At 37.2% G+C, this 19160-nt stretch carries 11 protein-coding genes and 1 pseudogene; 10 read left to right on the top strand and 2 right to left on the bottom strand.

Annotation, left to right across the window (positions count from 1 at the left end; translation table 11 throughout):
• Positions 1 to 231: 231 nt before the first annotated feature.
• Positions 232 to 708 carry a helix-turn-helix domain-containing protein gene (locus NST69_RS15535; protein WP_342549989.1) on the bottom strand — a complete coding sequence of 159 codons (477 nt, stop codon included), beginning with the start codon at positions 706 to 708 and terminating at the stop codon, positions 232 to 234.
• Between the two features lie 228 nt (positions 709 to 936).
• Here NST69_RS15535 and NST69_RS15540 point away from each other — a divergent pair, with 228 nt between their 5' ends.
• From NST69_RS15540 to NST69_RS15580, 9 genes are all read left to right on the top strand, one after another.
• Positions 937 to 2160 carry a restriction endonuclease gene (locus tag NST69_RS15540; RefSeq protein ID WP_342549990.1) on the top strand — a complete coding sequence of 408 codons (1224 nt, stop codon included), beginning with the start codon at positions 937 to 939 and terminating at the stop codon, positions 2158 to 2160.
• A gap of 817 nt (positions 2161 to 2977) precedes the next feature.
• Positions 2978 to 3556 carry a hypothetical protein gene (locus tag NST69_RS15545; RefSeq protein WP_342549991.1) on the top strand — a complete coding sequence of 193 codons (579 nt, stop codon included), beginning with the start codon at positions 2978 to 2980 and terminating at the stop codon, positions 3554 to 3556.
• Between the two features lie 261 nt (positions 3557 to 3817).
• Entirely contained in the window at positions 3818 to 4621 is an 804-nt protein-coding gene (locus tag NST69_RS15550; RefSeq protein ID WP_342549992.1) for a hypothetical protein, read from the top strand.
• Between the two features lie 97 nt (positions 4622 to 4718).
• Positions 4719 to 5096 carry a hypothetical protein gene (locus tag NST69_RS15555; protein WP_342549993.1) on the top strand — a complete coding sequence of 126 codons (378 nt, stop codon included), beginning with the start codon at positions 4719 to 4721 and terminating at the stop codon, positions 5094 to 5096.
• A gap of 2052 nt (positions 5097 to 7148) precedes the next feature.
• Positions 7149 to 7826 (top strand): hypothetical protein, encoded by a 678-nt coding sequence (locus NST69_RS15560; RefSeq protein ID WP_342549994.1) that lies wholly within the window; start codon positions 7149 to 7151, stop codon positions 7824 to 7826.
• A 244-nt stretch (positions 7827 to 8070) separates the two neighbouring features.
• Complete coding sequence (locus NST69_RS15565; RefSeq protein ID WP_342549995.1) at positions 8071 to 8820, top strand: hypothetical protein; 750 nt, start codon at positions 8071 to 8073, stop codon at positions 8818 to 8820.
• A 1231-nt stretch (positions 8821 to 10051) separates the two neighbouring features.
• Positions 10052 to 11272 carry a hypothetical protein gene (locus NST69_RS15570; RefSeq protein ID WP_342549997.1) on the top strand — a complete coding sequence of 407 codons (1221 nt, stop codon included), beginning with the start codon at positions 10052 to 10054 and terminating at the stop codon, positions 11270 to 11272.
• A 129-nt stretch (positions 11273 to 11401) separates the two neighbouring features.
• Positions 11402 to 15214, top strand: a complete 3813-nt coding sequence (locus tag NST69_RS15575) for a hypothetical protein (RefSeq protein ID WP_342549998.1) — start codon at positions 11402 to 11404, stop codon at positions 15212 to 15214.
• Between the two features lie 261 nt (positions 15215 to 15475).
• Positions 15476 to 16381 carry a DUF4238 domain-containing protein gene (locus NST69_RS15580; RefSeq protein WP_342549999.1) on the top strand — a complete coding sequence of 302 codons (906 nt, stop codon included), beginning with the start codon at positions 15476 to 15478 and terminating at the stop codon, positions 16379 to 16381.
• Between the two features lie 41 nt (positions 16382 to 16422).
• Here the strand turns inward: NST69_RS15580 and NST69_RS15585 are convergent.
• Positions 16423 to 17022, bottom strand: a pseudogene (locus NST69_RS15585) (Ku protein); the annotation flags it as partial.
• 567 nt (positions 17023 to 17589) lie between these two features.
• Here NST69_RS15585 and NST69_RS15590 point away from each other — a divergent pair.
• Positions 17590 to 19119 (top strand): PIN domain-containing protein, encoded by a 1530-nt coding sequence (locus NST69_RS15590; RefSeq protein ID WP_342550000.1) that lies wholly within the window; start codon positions 17590 to 17592, stop codon positions 19117 to 19119.
• The last annotated feature ends 41 nt before the right edge of the window (positions 19120 to 19160 follow it).

Here is a 19160-nt window from a genome sequence, read left to right on the forward strand (position 1 = left end):
AAATGCAGTCAAACAACTAAATCGCCCGAGTTGTCGCCAAATTCTGTTTAGCTGCATTTCGGAGACAATTTCATAAACATTTTGTACCATTCGTGTTTGATGAGCATTAATGTCACATCAACAGTCATCTCTAAACAATAAACAAACGATTTTCGCTAGATGATTATGCGTCTAACTATGATGAAAATTATGAAATTGTCTCTTTCATGCAATTAAAATCTTAAAATGCTTCTACACCCAGTACATTTGCAAAGAATCTAACATGAGATCCATGAACATGGTACTATTGTAGCTGGGCCCTAAGCGTTCCATGACCTTGGAGATCCCTCGGAGCGAATAGCGATGATTCCATTCTCGCATCACATAGGCGGCAATGAGTTCAAGCTTCCAGTTGTGTTTAGCCGCAAAGCCGACCTCATGCGGAACCGAATAGGCGATCGTCTGTTTCAACTGATCCTGCTGCTCTTTAGTGAGCCGAGTAGGCGCACCTGAGGAGTACTTCAGGTGCAAGGCTGGTAATCCACCGGTTTTGTACGTGTGAATGTAGTTGCTCACCGTCATTCGATTTCGATTTAGAATGCCAGCGATCTCCAGCATGGATGTGCCCTTCAAATGCAAATAGATCGCTTGATAACGCTCATACATGCGTCGCTCTTTGGCCTGTTTCATGGCCTCTGTTACTTTTTCCAGTTCGGTATGCTTATCCATGACGTTCCCCACTTGTCCGTTTTTTTAGATTTGTTTCTTATTCGACAAATAGTTCGTTTTTCATTGTCAAAGTTTGCTAAGAACTTTGATTCAACTTATATAGCATATTTTGAAACAAGATCTTTAGATTATACGGTTTTTCAAGTTCTTTATATTTCATCTTATTTAATAATATGTAGATAATGATATGTACGTGACATTAGATATTTAACAGTTGGAGGCTGAGCTATGTATTATAAAAATGAAGATGAAACTTACGTATATGCAGAATGTGAGAGATGTAACGAAGAAGTTAAACTTAGTAAGTATGCACTTTTAAAAAGAGTTGGAGATAGCTATAAAGCAAGTAGATACATCACCTGCTTTAAATGTAAACAGGAGTCAAACTTAATTGTGAATATTGAAACAAGGCTGGAAGAATTGAGAGAAACTCAGCTAAAACCTTACATAATTTTTAAGAATGAAACCGAAAAAGTATTCGAATTACTAAATAGTGACAACGAAGTTATTCAACTAATGCGCAATTTTATCCAAACATTGGACTCAGATATTGGAAATAAAAACAATATTTTATATTTTGAACATTTACTTAGATCGCAAATGCCTATCGGCAACTTATTACTGCGAAATATAGACAAAATCAATATTATTCCTACTACACCTAAACAGAATGTAGATGATGATTACAAGGATAAATTCCACAAGCTAGTATTTATATTGAACAAAAATTATAGATTAAAATCAGAAGAAGAAGCAATGTATGTATCATGGATGCTTCTACAGAATGAAATAATTCATCATAGAGCAGCTGATTTTTCGAAAGAATTCGGGGTTGATTATAATAATGTTGAAAAATCTTTAGAATCTTATGTAGAAAAGTTTTGCGGTAATCCCATCGTTAATTTGGATTCTTCTCAAACGATTAATTCTTTTACATACTATTTAATCAGTGAGGGATTACTACCTTCTAGGGATATTGTAAATGAGTTTGACTATGTTCAAAATCATATTAAAGCTCATTTGAATAAAATTAAAATAGATAAATTCGAAAAGCAACTTTTGGGACTACATACAACTCCAAAAAAAATAAGCTGGGATATGTCAGATATTGATCTTATGACAGGACATGAGTTTGAACATTTTGTTTCAGGTTTATTTACAAAGATGGGTTACTTAACAACGGTTACAAAAGGATCTGGTGACCAAGGAATCGACGTAATTGTTGAAAAGAATGATTTGAAATATGGTATTCAAGTTAAATGTTACAGTAATACCGTTACAAATAAAGCTATACAGGAAGTAGTCGCAGGAATAGCACATTATAAATTAGACAGAGGGATAGTTATAACAAATAATTATTTCACATCTTCAGCTACTGAACTAGCTTTATCTAATAATATTCTTCTGTGGGATAGAAATATAATAAAAGAAAAAATCAAGGAATATTACTAGGGCCTGTACGCATAAGGCGATCAGTAGAGATTTTCTAGCAAAAAGAGAGATGTTATATAATGATAAACATCTCTTTTTAGCCATGTTCTCCACTAAATTAAAGTTTTAAACTCATTTAGTAATAACCCCCACGACAGAGTTGATGACTGACTACCGGATTCAGTACCAGTTATATAACAGCGCTGTTCCAATTTTGAACAACTTTATCGATCCTTAATCATTGACGTAGAGATGGCTGAAGTGTACGGCAAAATCCAACGGAATTCCCAAGCCGTGCTGGACAATAAACAACGGCGATGCCCACAGCACCAGCGGATCGCTGAGCTGTAAAGGGAAGGATCGCCGGAACCAACTCAGTGAAAAGGTCGGTCGAGTTGGAATAAATGAAGAAAGCCCCCTAGCAACCAGGGTAGAGAAACCAGGAAAGGTGCTGAGAGGCAGGCCATATAGTCCGTTTTAGTACCTTTAAGAAATAAAAACCAAGAACTTCACAGGAGATGTGTAGTTCTTTCACTGAAAATATTATTTAAAACTGTGAATGTTATTCTTCGAGTGACAGTGTAGCATCCGCTATAAGATGCACGCAGATATCAGTTACAACAATGTGAACCACTCCGTAATTACTTCCGAAGTTAATCGATTTATACCTATAACACCCTATATCGCTTTATCATTACTCTAATACTTGAGGAGTGTAACAGTTCCACAATTATTTAATGCGACTTTTTGCACAAAAAGTCTTATATATTGATGTTAAAGTTGCAAAGATATAAAGATATAAGATTTAACTTCACCAATAGTAGGGGGAACTAGCATTATGAATAGTAAATTCGCATTAGTCTTAAAAAGTATAATGGCAATGATCATACTTATAAGTACACTAGGAATAAGGACAAATGGTAAAGTATATTCAGCGGTTGAGCAGAAGAAAGTTATTGGGCTTAAATTCTATTACAATGACAACGAAGAGATGCAACAACTAGTTCCTACGGTTTCAGTCTATGAGATGGACTACTCTACTGGCGATGAAACATTTAAAGAATATGAGTTTGTGAATATGGCATTTTCCTATCCGGACGGGTACTCTACTGATTGGAACGTTATACGTCAGTATACTGGGGAAGCAATGGAGGGAGAGGATTACAATCTGTTTATAGACGATCGAACAGTAGTCATTGATGGCCGCGTATATGGCTATGGCTTATATCAAAACAATAAACGAATATACAGTGGAAAACACCCTTTCGCTGATTCGGAGCATATCTCAGAAAGGCTATATTTTTTTGACTATGCCAATAAAGAGTTGAAGCTATTAAGGACGGCAGCCCACATCAATAAAAATAGATTTTATCCTATTCCCACTTGGGATAGCGAGGGCAATTTAATTTATTCTTAGACCTGGGACACTACTATTATGGGTACCACGCTCTCTGTGCATCCTAGTAACAATACATACATTGTAGATAATACCGCTACGAAACAGCTGCAATTCTATTCTTTAACTGACAATACAACCTATCTTACTGTAAAATCCGGAGATTTTCTGGGAACACGAGACCTTTCTTCCTGTACCAGATCTTATGCCTGCTATTTTGGCAATGATATAGTATCAGTGAACGATAGTCTGGTCATACGGAAGAACGGGAAGATATATGAAATGGATCAGCAAAGGCATTTATCTGAAATTAAAAAAATCGACACCTCAGGTGAACGTTGGAAAATTCAATTTGGGGATTATATCTTAGAGCGCCAACAAAGATTATACATGACCAATCAAAAAACCAAACAAAAAATAGCAATAACACCTCAGAATTCCTATGTACGAGCACTACATTTATCACCTGATCGTCGCTATTTGGTAAGTGAGCTATGGCCTTCACAAGGAAAACCAATATATTCGGTATATGATACAGTTGCACAGAAAAAAATTCGCAACATAGAACTCCCTTACACTCAATATCCAACAGATGTCACATGGCACTCAAATACAGTGTTTGAATATACTCCTTTCACAAGCAGCCGTCCTGATTATATCAAAGATGTTCATATTGATATATTAAAAGGAATTGTTACTAAAGAGGATAGGAGAGCCTTTGATTCACCTGAGGAATATGTCATTATCCCAAATTCGATTCATAATTATTTCACCTACGCTCGACCATGGAAGATCATTTATAAAGATAAATCAGTACTTCACACTAACCAACCTGCATTTTTGGGCATGAACGATTTATTGCTTTGCTCTGTAAAAGACCTGGCAACTGCTCTGGGAGCAGGTATACGCCTTGAAGGAAGGCAAGTGATTGTCTCATTAAAGAACAAACAGGCTTCCGTCGATTTAGATAATAAGGATGTTCTTGTTCAAGGCGGGGTTGTATATGCTCCGCTAAAAGCGATTGTGTTGAAGTTGGGGTTACATTATACAAGGGGTGAGGAAGGAAATTTGATTGTGATCAAGTAATATAAATGTTAGTTACAATTAACTTTCAGAAAATATTACTTACAAATTTGATCAATATATACTAACTTAATATAACAATTAAAGGAGGCTATTTACTATGGGGAATCCTCAGATTATGTTGCCGGAAGAATCACTTGAATGTTTGAAGTATCTATTTAATGAATTATTAAACACTAAACAGCGGATCCAACTTCAGTTTTACAATGATAATATATACATTCCGAATTGCATTATTAAATCCATCAAAAATGACATTATTATCGAATTGAATTTCGGTGGAATATTTTATCTAAATTCTCATGATATAACATCCGTTACTTTTGATTTTGGCGTTGATGAAGCTATTCATAAAGATTTCAAATCAAAATTCACACATTTAAAAACTAATCCTGAAATATTTGATTTTATGATTAGTTTTAGTTATTTCGATGAAATTCATAAAGATATAAATTGGCTCTCTGTGAAATTATTATAAGATAAAGAGCGGGCAGACGGTAGTAAACGTGGTTAACAGACAATGATAATTTAACATCTACCAATCGGGCACTCTAGGTAAATAACCCCAAAGAGTGCTCTTTTTTCTACAGTTGACTAATTAACTAACAAAGTTTGTTTTCAATCTGTTTTAGGTAGGCAGTAGGGTCTCGGCGGAAGCGTCTGCGTTTAGTAGTTTCGTCCAGCCTTTTCGTCCACTGACAATGTTCTTGGTAAAATGCTTCATATGAAACTTGTTGACCAAATGTTGCTGGTTTAAAGCATCGTTCACGAGTACGACAAACTCACCACAACGAAGAATATGTTCATTCCAACTGCGGCCCCGTCGTTCGCCGATGTTTTGTTTTCGTTTGTCGAAAGAAACGTTCATGGTCATTGTTCGTGCGAGGAACCCAAGGCCATTTTTGTGTCCACATAATCCCAGAAAGGTCGTAGGATTGTACCCGGCTTTGGGAGAGTGACATAGCCCGTAGAGAAAATTTATCCACTCAGCCAGTGCTGACCTGTTATGTAGCATTAAATGAAGATTCCTGGACGCAATCTGTGAGGACACCAGCATGGTCAGTGAGAGTTGGGTAACTCAGGTGCTCCGTAATCACTGCATAATTGTGACCCGAATCAACGGGCGCGAGGGCAGTCTCCCGGGGTCGAAGCTACCTGCGCGGTAGCGGTAGGCGACCCTGGACCCCACGACTGGTGTCAAATGTATAGTGCAGTTCAAATTTTCGCTTAAAGGTGTGCGGGGTAAGGGGATCCCTGCATGGAATTCACGGTAAACCGATCAGAAGCATCCATGCAACCTGGACATGACGCTGAACGTCGTGTCAGGGAGTGTCTGCAGGTGAATGCGAACAATGGTCCGCCGCATGTTTCGAAGTGGGTTGTCTTGATGCGGCGGAAGGTCATCTGTATCGCCTTTATCGGTCAGACCGTGGTTCAGCGGAGTCGGTCAAAACGATGAAGAGGGAGCCGATACAGCCAGAGATAGGCCAACAGCAGAGGCCAGCATCCTTCAGGGTCGCGCCGCTGAAAACGACCCGCTGCACTATAAGGTCGATGAGGGTCATTAGGATCTGAGCTGGTTCGGCCGATGGCTTGGACGACGTGGGAGCGCTGACATACAATGTCGTCTACGACGTGGGTATCCCTGCTTAGCTGGTGATGTTCCGCGACACGAGGTTTGATAGGCTGTTGTCTGCCGGGGAGACAAACATCGAGGGCCTGACACAAGGCGATAGGCCGTTCGCTTCGGTAGCCTACGGCCCGCATAACCTGACCGACCTGTAAGCACAGGCAAAGTTGTTCACGGGCGTTCTGGTAGGAGAATTTCAAGCGCAATCGCGCAGCAGCTAGGCCTGGATCTTAGCCAATCAACCGCCGATTTCAGCCGGAACACATAGGTACGGGTGACCACTAAGCCGGGCTCCATCACCTCGTTGAGTCCGGCCGGCCGCACGTGCCGGAAACCGCTTGCTGTTCGTCCCTGTCAGAGACCGCTACCTGTATACTGCGACAGTGGTCGACGTCATGGATTCTCCTAGCTACCTTCACCACCCTCGAAATCCGGCATGGGCCGGAGAGATGGAAATCGGCAGTCTCGCGCTAGAACGCTACTTACCAATGAGAATCAGTTACCAGAAGAGTAGATGATATGGCGGCCATTCGACAGTCGCGATGCCGAGTTGCAAGGAAATCTTCTGGCGGGTTTGACGGAGGAGCATTAAGAGTAGGTTAAAAGACCATTAATCAGCGTACACGTATCATTATATAGCTGGAGCCAGAGCCCGTATTCTGGACCAGACTGTGGCCGTCACCATAGAACACTTCTTCCACACTTTCGCCGAGTTAAGCCGGATCTCCAGTTTCACAGACACTGCCCAGGTCAGGCGGACAAACATCGAAGGAGTTGAGCAAGGCCGTCGGCGCGGGGCCAAGGTTTGCTATAACTTTAGTTTAACTTATAAAGTAGAAACTACTAATAAAACTATCCGTATTAGAAAGAAGAAATAGTTAATATGAAGGGGGCTGTAACTTGATTCGACTTGATCCCAATAATCCTACGCCTGGAGATTTACTCTACGTTAAAATCGACAAAGGATTTTCAAGTGTTTTGGATAAATTTTACCGAGTAGCAGCATGGGATAGCAAATTGAAACTCCATTGGATTCGGTATTGTCTTTTACCAATCATTTTGATACCGAATATCAAACATGCAATTGAGTGGTATTCCGAATACCGGCATATTTCTTTTAACCAATTGATAGAGAGCCTTCCTTGGGTAATTTATTACATACTATCGGTATTAGCAAATTCATATATCTGGTTCAATCAGAGTGGATTGTTACACCTAATCGTTGCTCCCTTGTTTGCTTTTGGGTTTTTGTCGACACTTCGAAAATCAGACAAGAGCGAGAGACGTGTTCGCCAGAAGGTTACTATATCAAGTGTTATTGGTGTGGTAGTAAATTACGCTTTCTTATTGATGGGAGCGAAATATCTATTACCTGGCTTTCATAGAATCATAATTATTATTCTCGTTATTTCCGCAGCTCTTGAACTTTTTCGAATTCCGGCTCTTCATCGCTTCCAAAAAGAAAATGGACCACTGGATGTTGAACGGTTTCAAATAAAAAGAGATCGGAAAATGCGAAGACAAGAAAAAAAGAATCGAAGAAAGAATAGCCGTAACAAGAAAAGACACGGTCGTTAGCGATTTGGAAAGATAGGGCAGCAGCACCTCTTTTATTGTGTTTTTGCTTCAAAAAGCTAACAGACCTTGAATTTTAAATATGTGGTTTATTGAATGACGTTTAAAAGATCCCTTCACAACCTATAAAGTGCTATGACTACATTTAAGGCTGCTGGGATGAAACGGGCCAGTTATGTGACAGAACGATGTATCAGAAGGAAATCTCTCCTGAGAGCCGAAAGTTATTGTTATAGGGGGATGTAACATGAAAGCTTTGGATTTATATGAATATGAAGATGTACACCACTGGTTGGATTATTCTCCAAAAGATCCACAGTATCTTAGATTTTCGCCCAACATACTCGCAGCTGGGTTTAAAATTGTTGATGTCTATCGTTCCTTTTGTTACGGAAGGCAATCATTATTATTTGTTGAATCTGATGATTATGGTGAATTAGTTTTTCCCAAAGGAGATAACATAGGCACGCTTTCTTTGCGTGCTAATTTCTTGCTTAACGCCCTAGCTTTTTATAATTACTCTATTGATTTATCTTGGCAAGTTTCATGGTTTCTTTATGGAGATTTTGGTGTTGAAATCATTGAAGATAGTTCTAAATTTTCTAAAATTTCAACTTTATGCACCTTTGATGAGTTGAACTACCTACTCACTTTAAGCAGAGATTATAAATCCAGAAAGATCTATCGTGATTTTTTCAACCACAAACTAACGGTAGAACTTAGAGAAAAATATAATTTGATTAAGCATAGAGGCTCCCTTCATTTTAACGGACTGGGTATCCAATATGAGCATATTGGAATTCAGATCAATGGGAAAATACCAAGAATGCTAGTCAATGAAGTAGTCGAAGTTGATCATTTAAAAAAAGACCTAATAGAATTCGACATTATGTTCAAACATTATTTTGAAGGCATAATTAAAAACATGCCGAATGATTATTTGAAGAATAGCTATAGTCTAGAGGATATAATGAAATTTAATAACGATTCTTTATAAGGTCAATTTCTATTTTATATTATTAAGTTAACTGGCAAACGTTAGTTCAATGAATGCAGCGACGGTCTAGGACTTTATTTTCAAGTCTATGGCAGTCGCTGTTTCAATTTCAAGGGTCAGTCTAAAACTTATTCTATGGGATCTAGCGGCACGACAATTCGAAACCCCTATGAAATATAGAAATCCAGCCTAATACTATATTTTCTGCCGACAGTTATACGTATTTCTGAAGATATACATGTTTAAAATACTAGAAAACAGAAAGGATAGTAAAATAAAATCGAATTTACGAGAGGAAGAGAGACGTGCAGAAGTATACAACTATAATATTTAACTATTAAGAGTTGTCACAAATTGTTGGGATATATTTCTCACAAAAATTAAAAAGACCAACACCTACTGAGCTCAAGATGTTAATTAGCGATGATCTAATAAGTTTTGAAGTGAAATTGTGGATAGAAAATAATGAACTTCAAACATTAGAGATTGAAGAATACGCCGCATGGGAACCCTGGTGCTGGTGATGGGCTGCTGCTGCAGTATCAGCTAGTCCTCCGACAGAACAAACGTCGGGGGACTAGCATTTTTTCCTATTACGATTTGACGATTATCTAAACCTTCACTAATGCAAAACTTACTGCATATTCACTGTGCTGTGATCCTGCACTGCTCACCAGTTATGAACATCTTTGAGAACGGTACTTCCCAGGTAGAGCACAACCATACCTGAAAGGAAGAAGAGTATAGTAATAGCGGAATTAAATACGTTTAAGTTAAAAAGACTACTTCTTAAACTAAGATTTCCAACAAATACTTAGAAGTTCAAAAATAAATCAACTTTCTATAGATGACTTATGTCAACCATAATTAAGTACGGTTTGTGTAAGTCATTTTAATTCTAATACTGAAGTTCTTTAGTACTTTGCAACGAGGGTGATGTCTGAAGGACAAGACTTGTTCTCATTGTCGAAAATATCTAAGTAAAGTTCTCTTTTTGAAGCCTTCAAAGCAAAATAGTTTAACCTTATCAAACTTAATCAATTCAATAAAATAACGTCTCATGCCTCCTAGGAATCATCGAACTGACCAAATGGGTTAATGCGATCTACGAGTGAGGTTCAAGATCACAATCAAATGCTTGTTTTATTTTATTTCTTTTAAAACGAATTGCCATTATCTCTGCCCTATTGGTAAGATATAATTATCATCGTTTAATTATGATAGGAGCAATATGAGAAAACTCGATTATTTATTAAATACTAGTAAAGGCAATTATCATGCTCACATTAATCGTTTTTTAAGAAGAATACGATTCGAAATAGAACAAGAACCATGTAGTAAAAAGAGCATGAGGGAACCAGAGAAGAGAGATTTCCATGAACAAGTAAATGCATACATGCAAACAAAAAATCGTCGCTCGTTCAGAGGTCCAGTCATTATGCAGCTTGATTTTTTTCCTTCTAAAGGTAATCCACCAAGTATTCAACATCTGACAAAAAATTATATTGATTTATTATACCGAAGGTCTACACAACAACATTACAAATTTCCGTTACTTGATGATCGCCAAATAAGTATATTAATTGTTAATTATCATGTTCAATTTCCAGTTAGGAATCCAAATATTAAGATATCTATGACTTCTCTAGGAGACTACCTAAAAGACTTAAAACTATTAAGCTTAGTTAAATCAGGGCATATTTTCGCTAAAGATGACTGGTTTAATGGTTATGATACGAATGAAATTTTCAATCCTGATAATATAAATATTGATTTTGAGAGAGCATATGATCTGCTATTAGAACATCGTGAGCTTATATTAAACTATGGGGAGGAAAATAGTGGAGGTGAATTTGAAAACGTTTTAGTCAAAGAGGCTCAGGCAGCATTTTTAAGTTTAAATAGATTTGTTCCAAGTGATCTTGCTAACATTCATTACACTAAACTCTCCGGGATAGGGAGTAGCTATGACAATACATTTTCTTTTAACCGCAAGTGGAGCATCTCAACATCCTTCGATACTTTAAAGCCACTTACTCTTCCAACACAAGAAGGAGACACAGAAATATTTAAAGAACGAGTTAGACAAACGATGGATGAATTCAGTAAGCAATTCCCCTTATTAAAGCCCTTGTTAACAAACTTAAGTCTAACTATTCTATATGTACCACCTAAAAATCAAGATATCGATTTAGACAATTTGGCTAGGTATATTGTGCCTTTAGTGAATGAAGCCATCAAGCCGCCTACAAGCTTTTGGTTTTCAGAAGTACCAAAAAAATTTCCTAAACATACTATAATTCAATATCAAGTCATCAAGTTACCACGTTCGTTCAACGATCCACTTAATGGATTAGTCAGTATACTTCTGAATGAATATAAACCTTTCAATAACATATGGGAAGAGACAGATGCTGTTCTTCAAAGATGGTCAGACGTTGCATTCGATTAATCAGGATTATTTGATTATATAATTCACTTAATACAATATTCAAATTTGTCCTGTGGTCGCCTCGGTGGCATTTGCCCACAATAACTCATTTGTGAAATTTTAGTATTTTCCAGGAAAGAAGGCTATTCCATGATCGATATTACTGGCAGTGATATTCAATTATTGAATGATACTGACTTAAGAAGCCTTATTGGTCTTCTTTGTGAAGCTGATCTTCATGCTCTCGGATTATCTACGTCAGGTGTGACATGGGGTGGAAACCAAAATGCTCCTGATGGTGGTATAGATGTTCGCGTTACACTATCAAGTCAGTTACCTGATGAAGGATACATTCCTCGAGCAAATACAGGGTTTCAAGTAAAAAAACCTGATATGCCTCGTTCAGCTATCATTGATGAGATGCGTCCAAAAGGGGTTTTAAGGCCCGCCATCGGTGAACTTGTTAATAGTGGAGGAGCTTATATCATTGTGAGCAGTCAAGGCTCTTGTTCTGATTCGGCACTGGCAGACAGAAGGTCTGCTATGCAAGAGGCTATAGCAGATGTTGATAATATGAAAATTGATTTTTATGACCGGGATCGTGTTGCAGGATGGGTTCGTTCTCATCCTTCTCTAATTTTATGGGTTAAAGAAAAAATAGGACAATTACGTCTTGGCTGGAAAGGATATGGAAACTGGACAAATACTCCTGGTGGAGTATTCGAGGAGTATATTCAAGATGAACATATACGCTTATATTCTGACACAAGTAATCATCTTGATCGTTCCAATGGAATTTCTATCATCGAGGGCATATATGAACTTCGTACAAAGCTTCAAAGATATGGATCTTCAGTTCGCTTAATTGGACTTTCCGGTGTTGGCAAAACACGGTTACTTCAGGCGTTGTTTGATGAGCGAATCGGAACTAATGCATTAAGTAAGTCCATAGTTTATTACTCAGATGTTAGTGATAACCCCGTTCCAGAACCAGTTCATTTTGCAGAAAGTTTATGTTCACTCAATACGCCAGCTATTCTTGTCATTGACAACTGCTCTTCTGCTTTACACAGTCGTTTAACTTCAATATGTACAGCTCCAAACAGCTCCGTAAGTCTGATTACTGTAGAGTATGATGTGCGTGATGATCAACCTGAATTAACTCATATTTTTCGCTTAGAACCCAATTCCAATGAATTAATACAAAAGATAATTTCTAAGCGATTTCCATTACTTAGTGAAGTGAACGCACGTACCATTGCCAAGCTTTCTGATGGAAATGCACGAGTAGCAATTGCACTAAGTAATACAATTGAATCAGGTGAAAACTTGGCAAGAGTTCGAGATGATGAGCTTTTCAATCGTCTATTTGAGCAAAGAAAAAAAGCCGACAGTAGTCTTATGAAGGCAGCTGAAATCTGCTCGATAGTCTATTCATTTAGTATTGAAACTACTGAAGAAAATAACGATGAGCTTAAATTACTTGGATCACTAATTGGAATGAGCGTAAATGATCTCTATTTGAATATCAGAGAACTTCAACGCCGCGAACTAATTCAAAAAAGAGGAGTATGGAGAGCAATTTTGCCACAGGCAATTGCAAATAGGTTAGCACAAACAGCCTTAGAAAATATACCTCTGGATTTAATTTGTAATACCTTTGAATATGGTGCGTCTGAGAGATTTCTAAAATCTTTTTCTCGACGACTGAGTTATCTCCCTAATAGCAGTGAAGCAAATATGATAACAAAAAAATGGCTTTCAGATGATGGATTATTATCTCAAATAGGTAATTTAAATAAATTAGGAATTCAACTCTTAGAAAATGTTGCACCTGTGAATCCGCAGTTGGTTCTTGAGTCTATTGAAAGAACCGCAGCAAATGATATAGAAAATGAAGCATTTCTTACTCTAGATAATCCTCATTATGATGAAATAACCAAGATATTACGCTCAATAGCATATGATAAGCGATTCTTCAACCGATGTTGTCGGTTATTAATTCACTTTGCTTTATCAAATAATGCTGAAGATAAGAACCCTACACATGAATTATTTAAATCTCTATTTTATATTCATTTATCTGGAACTCATGCTACTCCTGAACAAAGATTAAATGTTATTACCGAATTAGTAGAATCCACTAGTGAAGAACAGTTTCTTCTAGGATTATCATTGTTAGATGCTGCATTAGAGGTTATGCATTTTAGTTCTTATCATGAATTCGATTTTGGTGCACACTCTAGGGATTATGGCTTTGCTCCACAGACTAAAGATGATTTTCAAAATTGGTACAAGATTTTTTTAGGTTACACAGTAACCATTTCATTATCTAATCAGCCCTTAGCTTATAGAGCAAGAGTATTGCTTGCAGAGAAGTTCGGAGGACTTTGGATAAAAACTGGTTTGTATGATGAATTAGAGCATGCTGCCCTAAAAATTTCCGTCGAAAAAACATGGCTGGAAGGCCTCGTTGCAATAAAAACGACTTTGAGTTTTAACAAGGATGAATTCCCTGTAGAAATATTACATCGATTAATTTCACTAGAAAACATGCTCGAACCAAAAAAATTATCAGACAGAGTCAGATTGTTTTCTTTTTCTATAAAGAACTCAGATCTAAATTTACTTGATACAACTATACAGGAAGATGAACAAGTTCTTGAGCAATTAAATAATACAATAAGATTGTTAGGTCAAGAGTTAGCATGTGATTACAAGTTATTTACAGAGCTATTACCTGAAATGTTAAACCAAAATTCTGATAGGTTATTTGAACTCGGTAAAGGTCTTGCAATAGGTTGTACTAATTTAGAGCAGATGTGGTTGGAGTTTTATTACGCTCTTTCGTCTAATTTGTGTATAGACACAAATAATACACAAGCATTATGTGGTTTTTTTAATGTACTAACAACTCGGAATAATAATTTGGCAATGCGTATCTTGAACCAGGCTGTTACCGATAAAGTATTAGCTCCTATTTTTATGCATTTGCAAATAAATGCCCAATTAGATGATCAAGGAATGAATAGAATCAGACAATCAATCCAATATGGGGCTGTTCCAATTCAGCAGTATGTATATATAGCGTATGGAAGATATCATGAAAATATAAGCGATAATGACTATTGTGAAATAATGAGAGACATTTTATTAAAAGCCGATGGATTTGATATAGTCCTGGATATGTTCTGTATGAGAATTCAAAAAAAAACAGAAGATTATTTGATAAGTGAAGCTATAATAGCTTTTGGCAGAGAGTTATTATTAATGATTCATCCTTCTCGAAATGTCAATTTCATTCAAAAAGATTATAAGCTATCAAAAATTATGAAGCGATGCCTCATTGGCGAGGATGCCGTAGAGATTTCTAGAATTATTATTAAGAGATTTATTGAGTCCTTAGTAAAACATGATATTCACGTAAAAGAATATAAAAACATATTAAAGGAATTAGCTAAAACTCAGCCAAAATTAATTGTAAGTATGTTTCTTTCAATTCCTATTGATAATGTAAGAAAAATTAGGAATAGGTACCTATATTGGAATCATATTAGTTACTTTCCAATTTCATTCGTTGACGATGAATTAATTCTTAAATGGTGTGCAGACTCTCCAGATACAAGTTATCTAATATTAGCAGCATCCATTATTCCCTTTAGAAATACTAATGATGATTCAGTGGGATGGACACCTTTAGCATTAGAGATCATTAACAAAGCTTTAGATCCTATAGCGATTCTAGATGAATTTAAACATACAATTCGTCCATTGGCATGGAGTGGATCTCGCTCAGTACTAATGCAAAAACGATTAGTGTTGTTTAGCGAACTAATGGTACATCAAAATAAGACTATACAAGAATGGGCCTTTAAAGCAGCAAATGAATTCCAAGAAGAAATTCACTCAACGCGGGATTCTGAGTTAAAAATGTCGATGGATCATTATAATGGCTTCGAATAGAAGTTTTTTCATCTTAATAGATAGATGAAGCGTACTTTTGAACTTGAGCCCCATGTAAAATGTAACTTAAGACTTACGGTGGGAAATAGATTATGGGTGTAATTTCTGAGGACATGGGCGTCCTAAAATAGCTTTACTGATTTGTGTGCTTCGAAAAACCTATCAAAGGCTTCCTTGCTTTATACAAGAAGAGGAATTGAATTTCATCATTTTTTTCCGTATAGCAGCGTGTGTAGGATCTTCTAGGCAAGGAGGTTAGGTATGGCTAATTCATCTGAGAATAAGGTTCAGCATTGGGTACCTCAGTGTTATCTTCGGCAATGGTGCGATATGAGTATCCCTAAAGGATATACACCTTATGTATGGCTTTATTCCAAAGATTGGGCAACTCAAAAACGTAAGGCGCCTGCTAACATTTTTGCAGAAAATGAGTTATATACCGTTGAGATGCAAAATGGAATACGAAATCTTTACATTGAAAACGGACTATCCAAACTCGAAACCTCATATAGTAAGATTGTTTCAAAAATCGTAAGGAATGAATCCCTCATTAAGGATGATCATGAAGTGCTCTGTGTATTTATCGCTGCGATGCGGGCGAGAACTCCTTTTCAACGAGATCATATGCAGGATCATTGGGGAGAAGTATTAGGCATGATGGAGAGCATGCAAAGCCAATATGAAGAAACTACTCACAAACCAAGAGGGAGTATGAGTCGTACCGAGCATGTCAGTGACGATATTTCCGCCTTCTCCATGAAGGAAGTGAAACGGCTTGCGGAAACCCCCCTTCAAGAGATGCTGCCGACTATGCTTTCGGTACAAACATCAATTCTGCTGCAAATGAACATATCTATTCTCTATTCTATAAGTAAAGCCCGGTTTTTGACGTCGGATAATCCTTACGTTTTATTTGATCCCGAATCAAACAAGCGACACTGGATGTACAGAGGCGGCATGGGATTCGATACGGTCGAAATCTCTCTACCTATTACTCCAAGACATTTGCTGCTCTTAACCTGGAGGGAACTTCCACCCTATATTGATATCACCCGAAAACAGGTGGAAATGTTTAATCAACGACACTGGGCTTACGCTCGTAATTATGTCGTGTCTAATTCAGAAATAAATAAGCCTTCATGGATATCAGATGACTCGTATGATTAATAAATAAAAAAGAGCGCCTCAACTAAGGTGCTCTTTTTATTTTATCCCAACTTTTCCTCACTCTTCTGAGTAGTTTCTCTTGGTTTCGATTTACTTTTACTCATTTTAACACTCTTCTGAAGTGCCTCCAACAAGTCGATTACAACCTCAGCTTCTTGTGCTGGTTTAGAGATGATTTGCTGACCAGCAATCTTAGACTGAATAGCTGCTAAAAGTCTTTCTTGCTCAGGACTGGAGAGAGAGGCCACATCAGACTTTCCTGACATCCCTTTCACAATCTGCAAAGCCAACTTCAATTGGCTCTCCTCAACAATATTACTGTTTAGTAAATTGGGGACATTAGTTATTGAACGAATCTCATTTGCGTAATGCATGGTGGCCAGTTGAATGCAATTCCCATTAAGAGGCTTCATTACGCATAGCTTAGTGTTAGATCGAAGAGTAAGTTTGCCTATTGCCAATCGTTTGGATGTTTCCAGAGCTTTTAGGAACAGATAATAGGCATTACTCCCATGTGTATCCGGACCGAGGAAATAAGCCTTCTGCGTAAACATCAGGTCAATTTGATCTTCTTTAATAAAGTCAATAATGTTGATCCTCTTGCTGGACTCTTCTTGTATCTTATCCAATTCTTCTTTCTCGAAAGTAACATATTTTCACTATTCAAGATATTGAGTGGGAGAGCAGCGATGAAAGAGGCATGGGTGAAGAAACACAATACAGCTTCACCGAAGATGTTTCTTGCCCCCATTGCGGACACTTAAATGAAGTGACCGGAGAAGTGTGGGAACATCCGATAGGAGCGGTAAACCTTATTCAAATAACTTAGCTAGGACGCGGAGATGGAGAGCAAAATCCAGACTATGAGAATTTTTTAGTAATTAGATCTTTCAGGTTTGGCATGAGTTGACTATGGTTAATCTTCCTACGAGTAATTCAAGCTGCCGCGAAAATCGGCAGCTATTTCTTTGTCTTGGATACATGACCTTTCTAAGGTATAGGCTAAAGCCCAATATTAAAAATTTAGTTCTGCTTGTGATTGTAATTGGGTGAGAAGGATATTTATGGCATGTGTCGAATTAGTTCTCAATACCCACATTTTCTTTGAAGAGTGATTGTGAGTTATCTTAAAGGCTTTAGAGACACTTTCAACGAAAAAAGTGAAACAAAGATGACGACAAGCTGGATTATTAAAAGGAGGTACCACAATGAAATATTTATTTCTTGACACTAACATCTATATTGATATGATTGTTTCTCGAAACTCTTCACACTCCGCAGATTCCTATGAGTTACTAAAGATTTTACTGGATCATGATCAAGTAAAGATTTTAGTTCCTGCAATTATTGAAACAGAAATTAATAGGCATATTGCAAGCGAAGTTAAGAATGTAGGTAGATTAGTGCAAGAGGCAAGGAGGTCAATAGATAACGTCTATTGGATTAATCACGTTGAAGAAATCAGAACCTACAATGAAAAAATTGGACCACTAAAACAAACGCTTGGAAATATGGTTGATGAGTTTGGAAGAAATGAAGAGCGATACAAAAATGATGCGACTCAAAAAATAACGGGATTAATGCAGTACAGAAATGTAATAAGACTTGAGGAAAATAGTGACTTATTACTTAAAGTACAGAAAAGAAAATTATATAAGCTATGCCCATTTCATATTGAAGATAAGGAATCTTGGGCAGATGCTTTGATTATTGAGACACTGATTAATATTCGGGATTTTGTAGACATTGCTGCTGAAGACGAGTTATATTTTATAACAAGAAACCACAAAGACTTTTCAAAAGGAAATAGCCAGACGGAAAGAACTATAATTCATCCTCATATCGAAGAACAACTATCTCAAAAGGACTTGCTTCCGATCTTTCACTATCGATCACTTTACACAAAAACTTTATTAGAGGACTTTGCTGATGAAGTTACGGAAGCCAATATCTATCAACAATTGATGGAAGAGGCTGAAGAAGAAAGAAGAGAAATGATTGATTCAGCACGTCATGAATGGCATGCAATGGAAAGAGAATCAGTTGGGTTATCTTCATTATCCTCTGATGATGCTTACATTGAAAGAATCTGTGAAAGCGACGAAGTTGAGGCTCTGGTCAGTACAATTGAATCTTCAATTTCTTCACTTGATGCTGAAATTGAAAGTGCTATTGAAGAATATTCTCAGTTTGAATATGATCTTAGTACAATATCAATCGAGAATTTAATTGAAAGTATTCTTGCATATAACACACAATCTCCTTTTTTACAGATAATTTATAAGCGCACTTTTAGCGAAGAGGAAGTAAGGGATTCAGTTTTGGAATTTGTGAAAGACCATTTGTTCCTAGTGGAAGATCTAAATTCTTTTTTAGCTAGTATCAAATCTAAGGATTACTTCGAGATAGACGAGCTGGTTAGTTTTAGGGATTTAGATGACAATATAATTAGACTTTCTGTAGATGGGCAATTAGATCCGAGGGATGATGATACAGACTCTCTTTGGGTGGAACTTTACAAAAATGAAGAACGCATTTCTTATGGTGAAATTGAAGTGTATTACGGTTTTATTAACTTCGATGAAGACGGCGGAGCTGCTGATGGATCGGATGAGTCATTTACCTATCGTCTTGAAAGAGTCATTGATGATATGGCAGATGCTGTTCAGGAGAGCGCAGAGTCTGTTGTTCAGATGAAGGGAAACCTTAACAAATTGCGCGCTGTTCTCAATATGTAATTAGTTTCCACAGCACAAGGGGAAAACTTGAAGGTCAAGGT

The organism is Paenibacillus sp. FSL P2-0089, assembly GCF_038595095.1.
In the GTDB taxonomy this organism is placed as follows: domain Bacteria; phylum Bacillota; class Bacilli; order Paenibacillales; family Paenibacillaceae; genus Paenibacillus_AQ; species Paenibacillus_AQ silagei.

Coding starts and splice junctions, on each gene's coding strand:
- NST69_RS15535 (WP_342549989.1), bottom strand. CDS start 708: ATGGATAAGCATACCGAACTGGAAAAAGTAACAGAGGCCATGAAACAG.
- NST69_RS15540 (WP_342549990.1), top strand. CDS start 937: ATGTATTATAAAAATGAAGATGAAACTTACGTATATGCAGAATGTGAG.
- NST69_RS15545 (WP_342549991.1), top strand. CDS start 2,978: ATGAATAGTAAATTCGCATTAGTCTTAAAAAGTATAATGGCAATGATC.
- NST69_RS15550 (WP_342549992.1), top strand. CDS start 3,818: ATGGATCAGCAAAGGCATTTATCTGAAATTAAAAAAATCGACACCTCA.
- NST69_RS15555 (WP_342549993.1), top strand. CDS start 4,719: ATGGGGAATCCTCAGATTATGTTGCCGGAAGAATCACTTGAATGTTTG.
- NST69_RS15565 (WP_342549995.1), top strand. CDS start 8,071: ATGAAAGCTTTGGATTTATATGAATATGAAGATGTACACCACTGGTTG.
- NST69_RS15570 (WP_342549997.1), top strand. CDS start 10,052: ATGAGAAAACTCGATTATTTATTAAATACTAGTAAAGGCAATTATCAT.
- NST69_RS15575 (WP_342549998.1), top strand. CDS start 11,402: ATGATCGATATTACTGGCAGTGATATTCAATTATTGAATGATACTGAC.
- NST69_RS15580 (WP_342549999.1), top strand. CDS start 15,476: ATGGCTAATTCATCTGAGAATAAGGTTCAGCATTGGGTACCTCAGTGT.
- NST69_RS15590 (WP_342550000.1), top strand. CDS start 17,590: ATGAAATATTTATTTCTTGACACTAACATCTATATTGATATGATTGTT.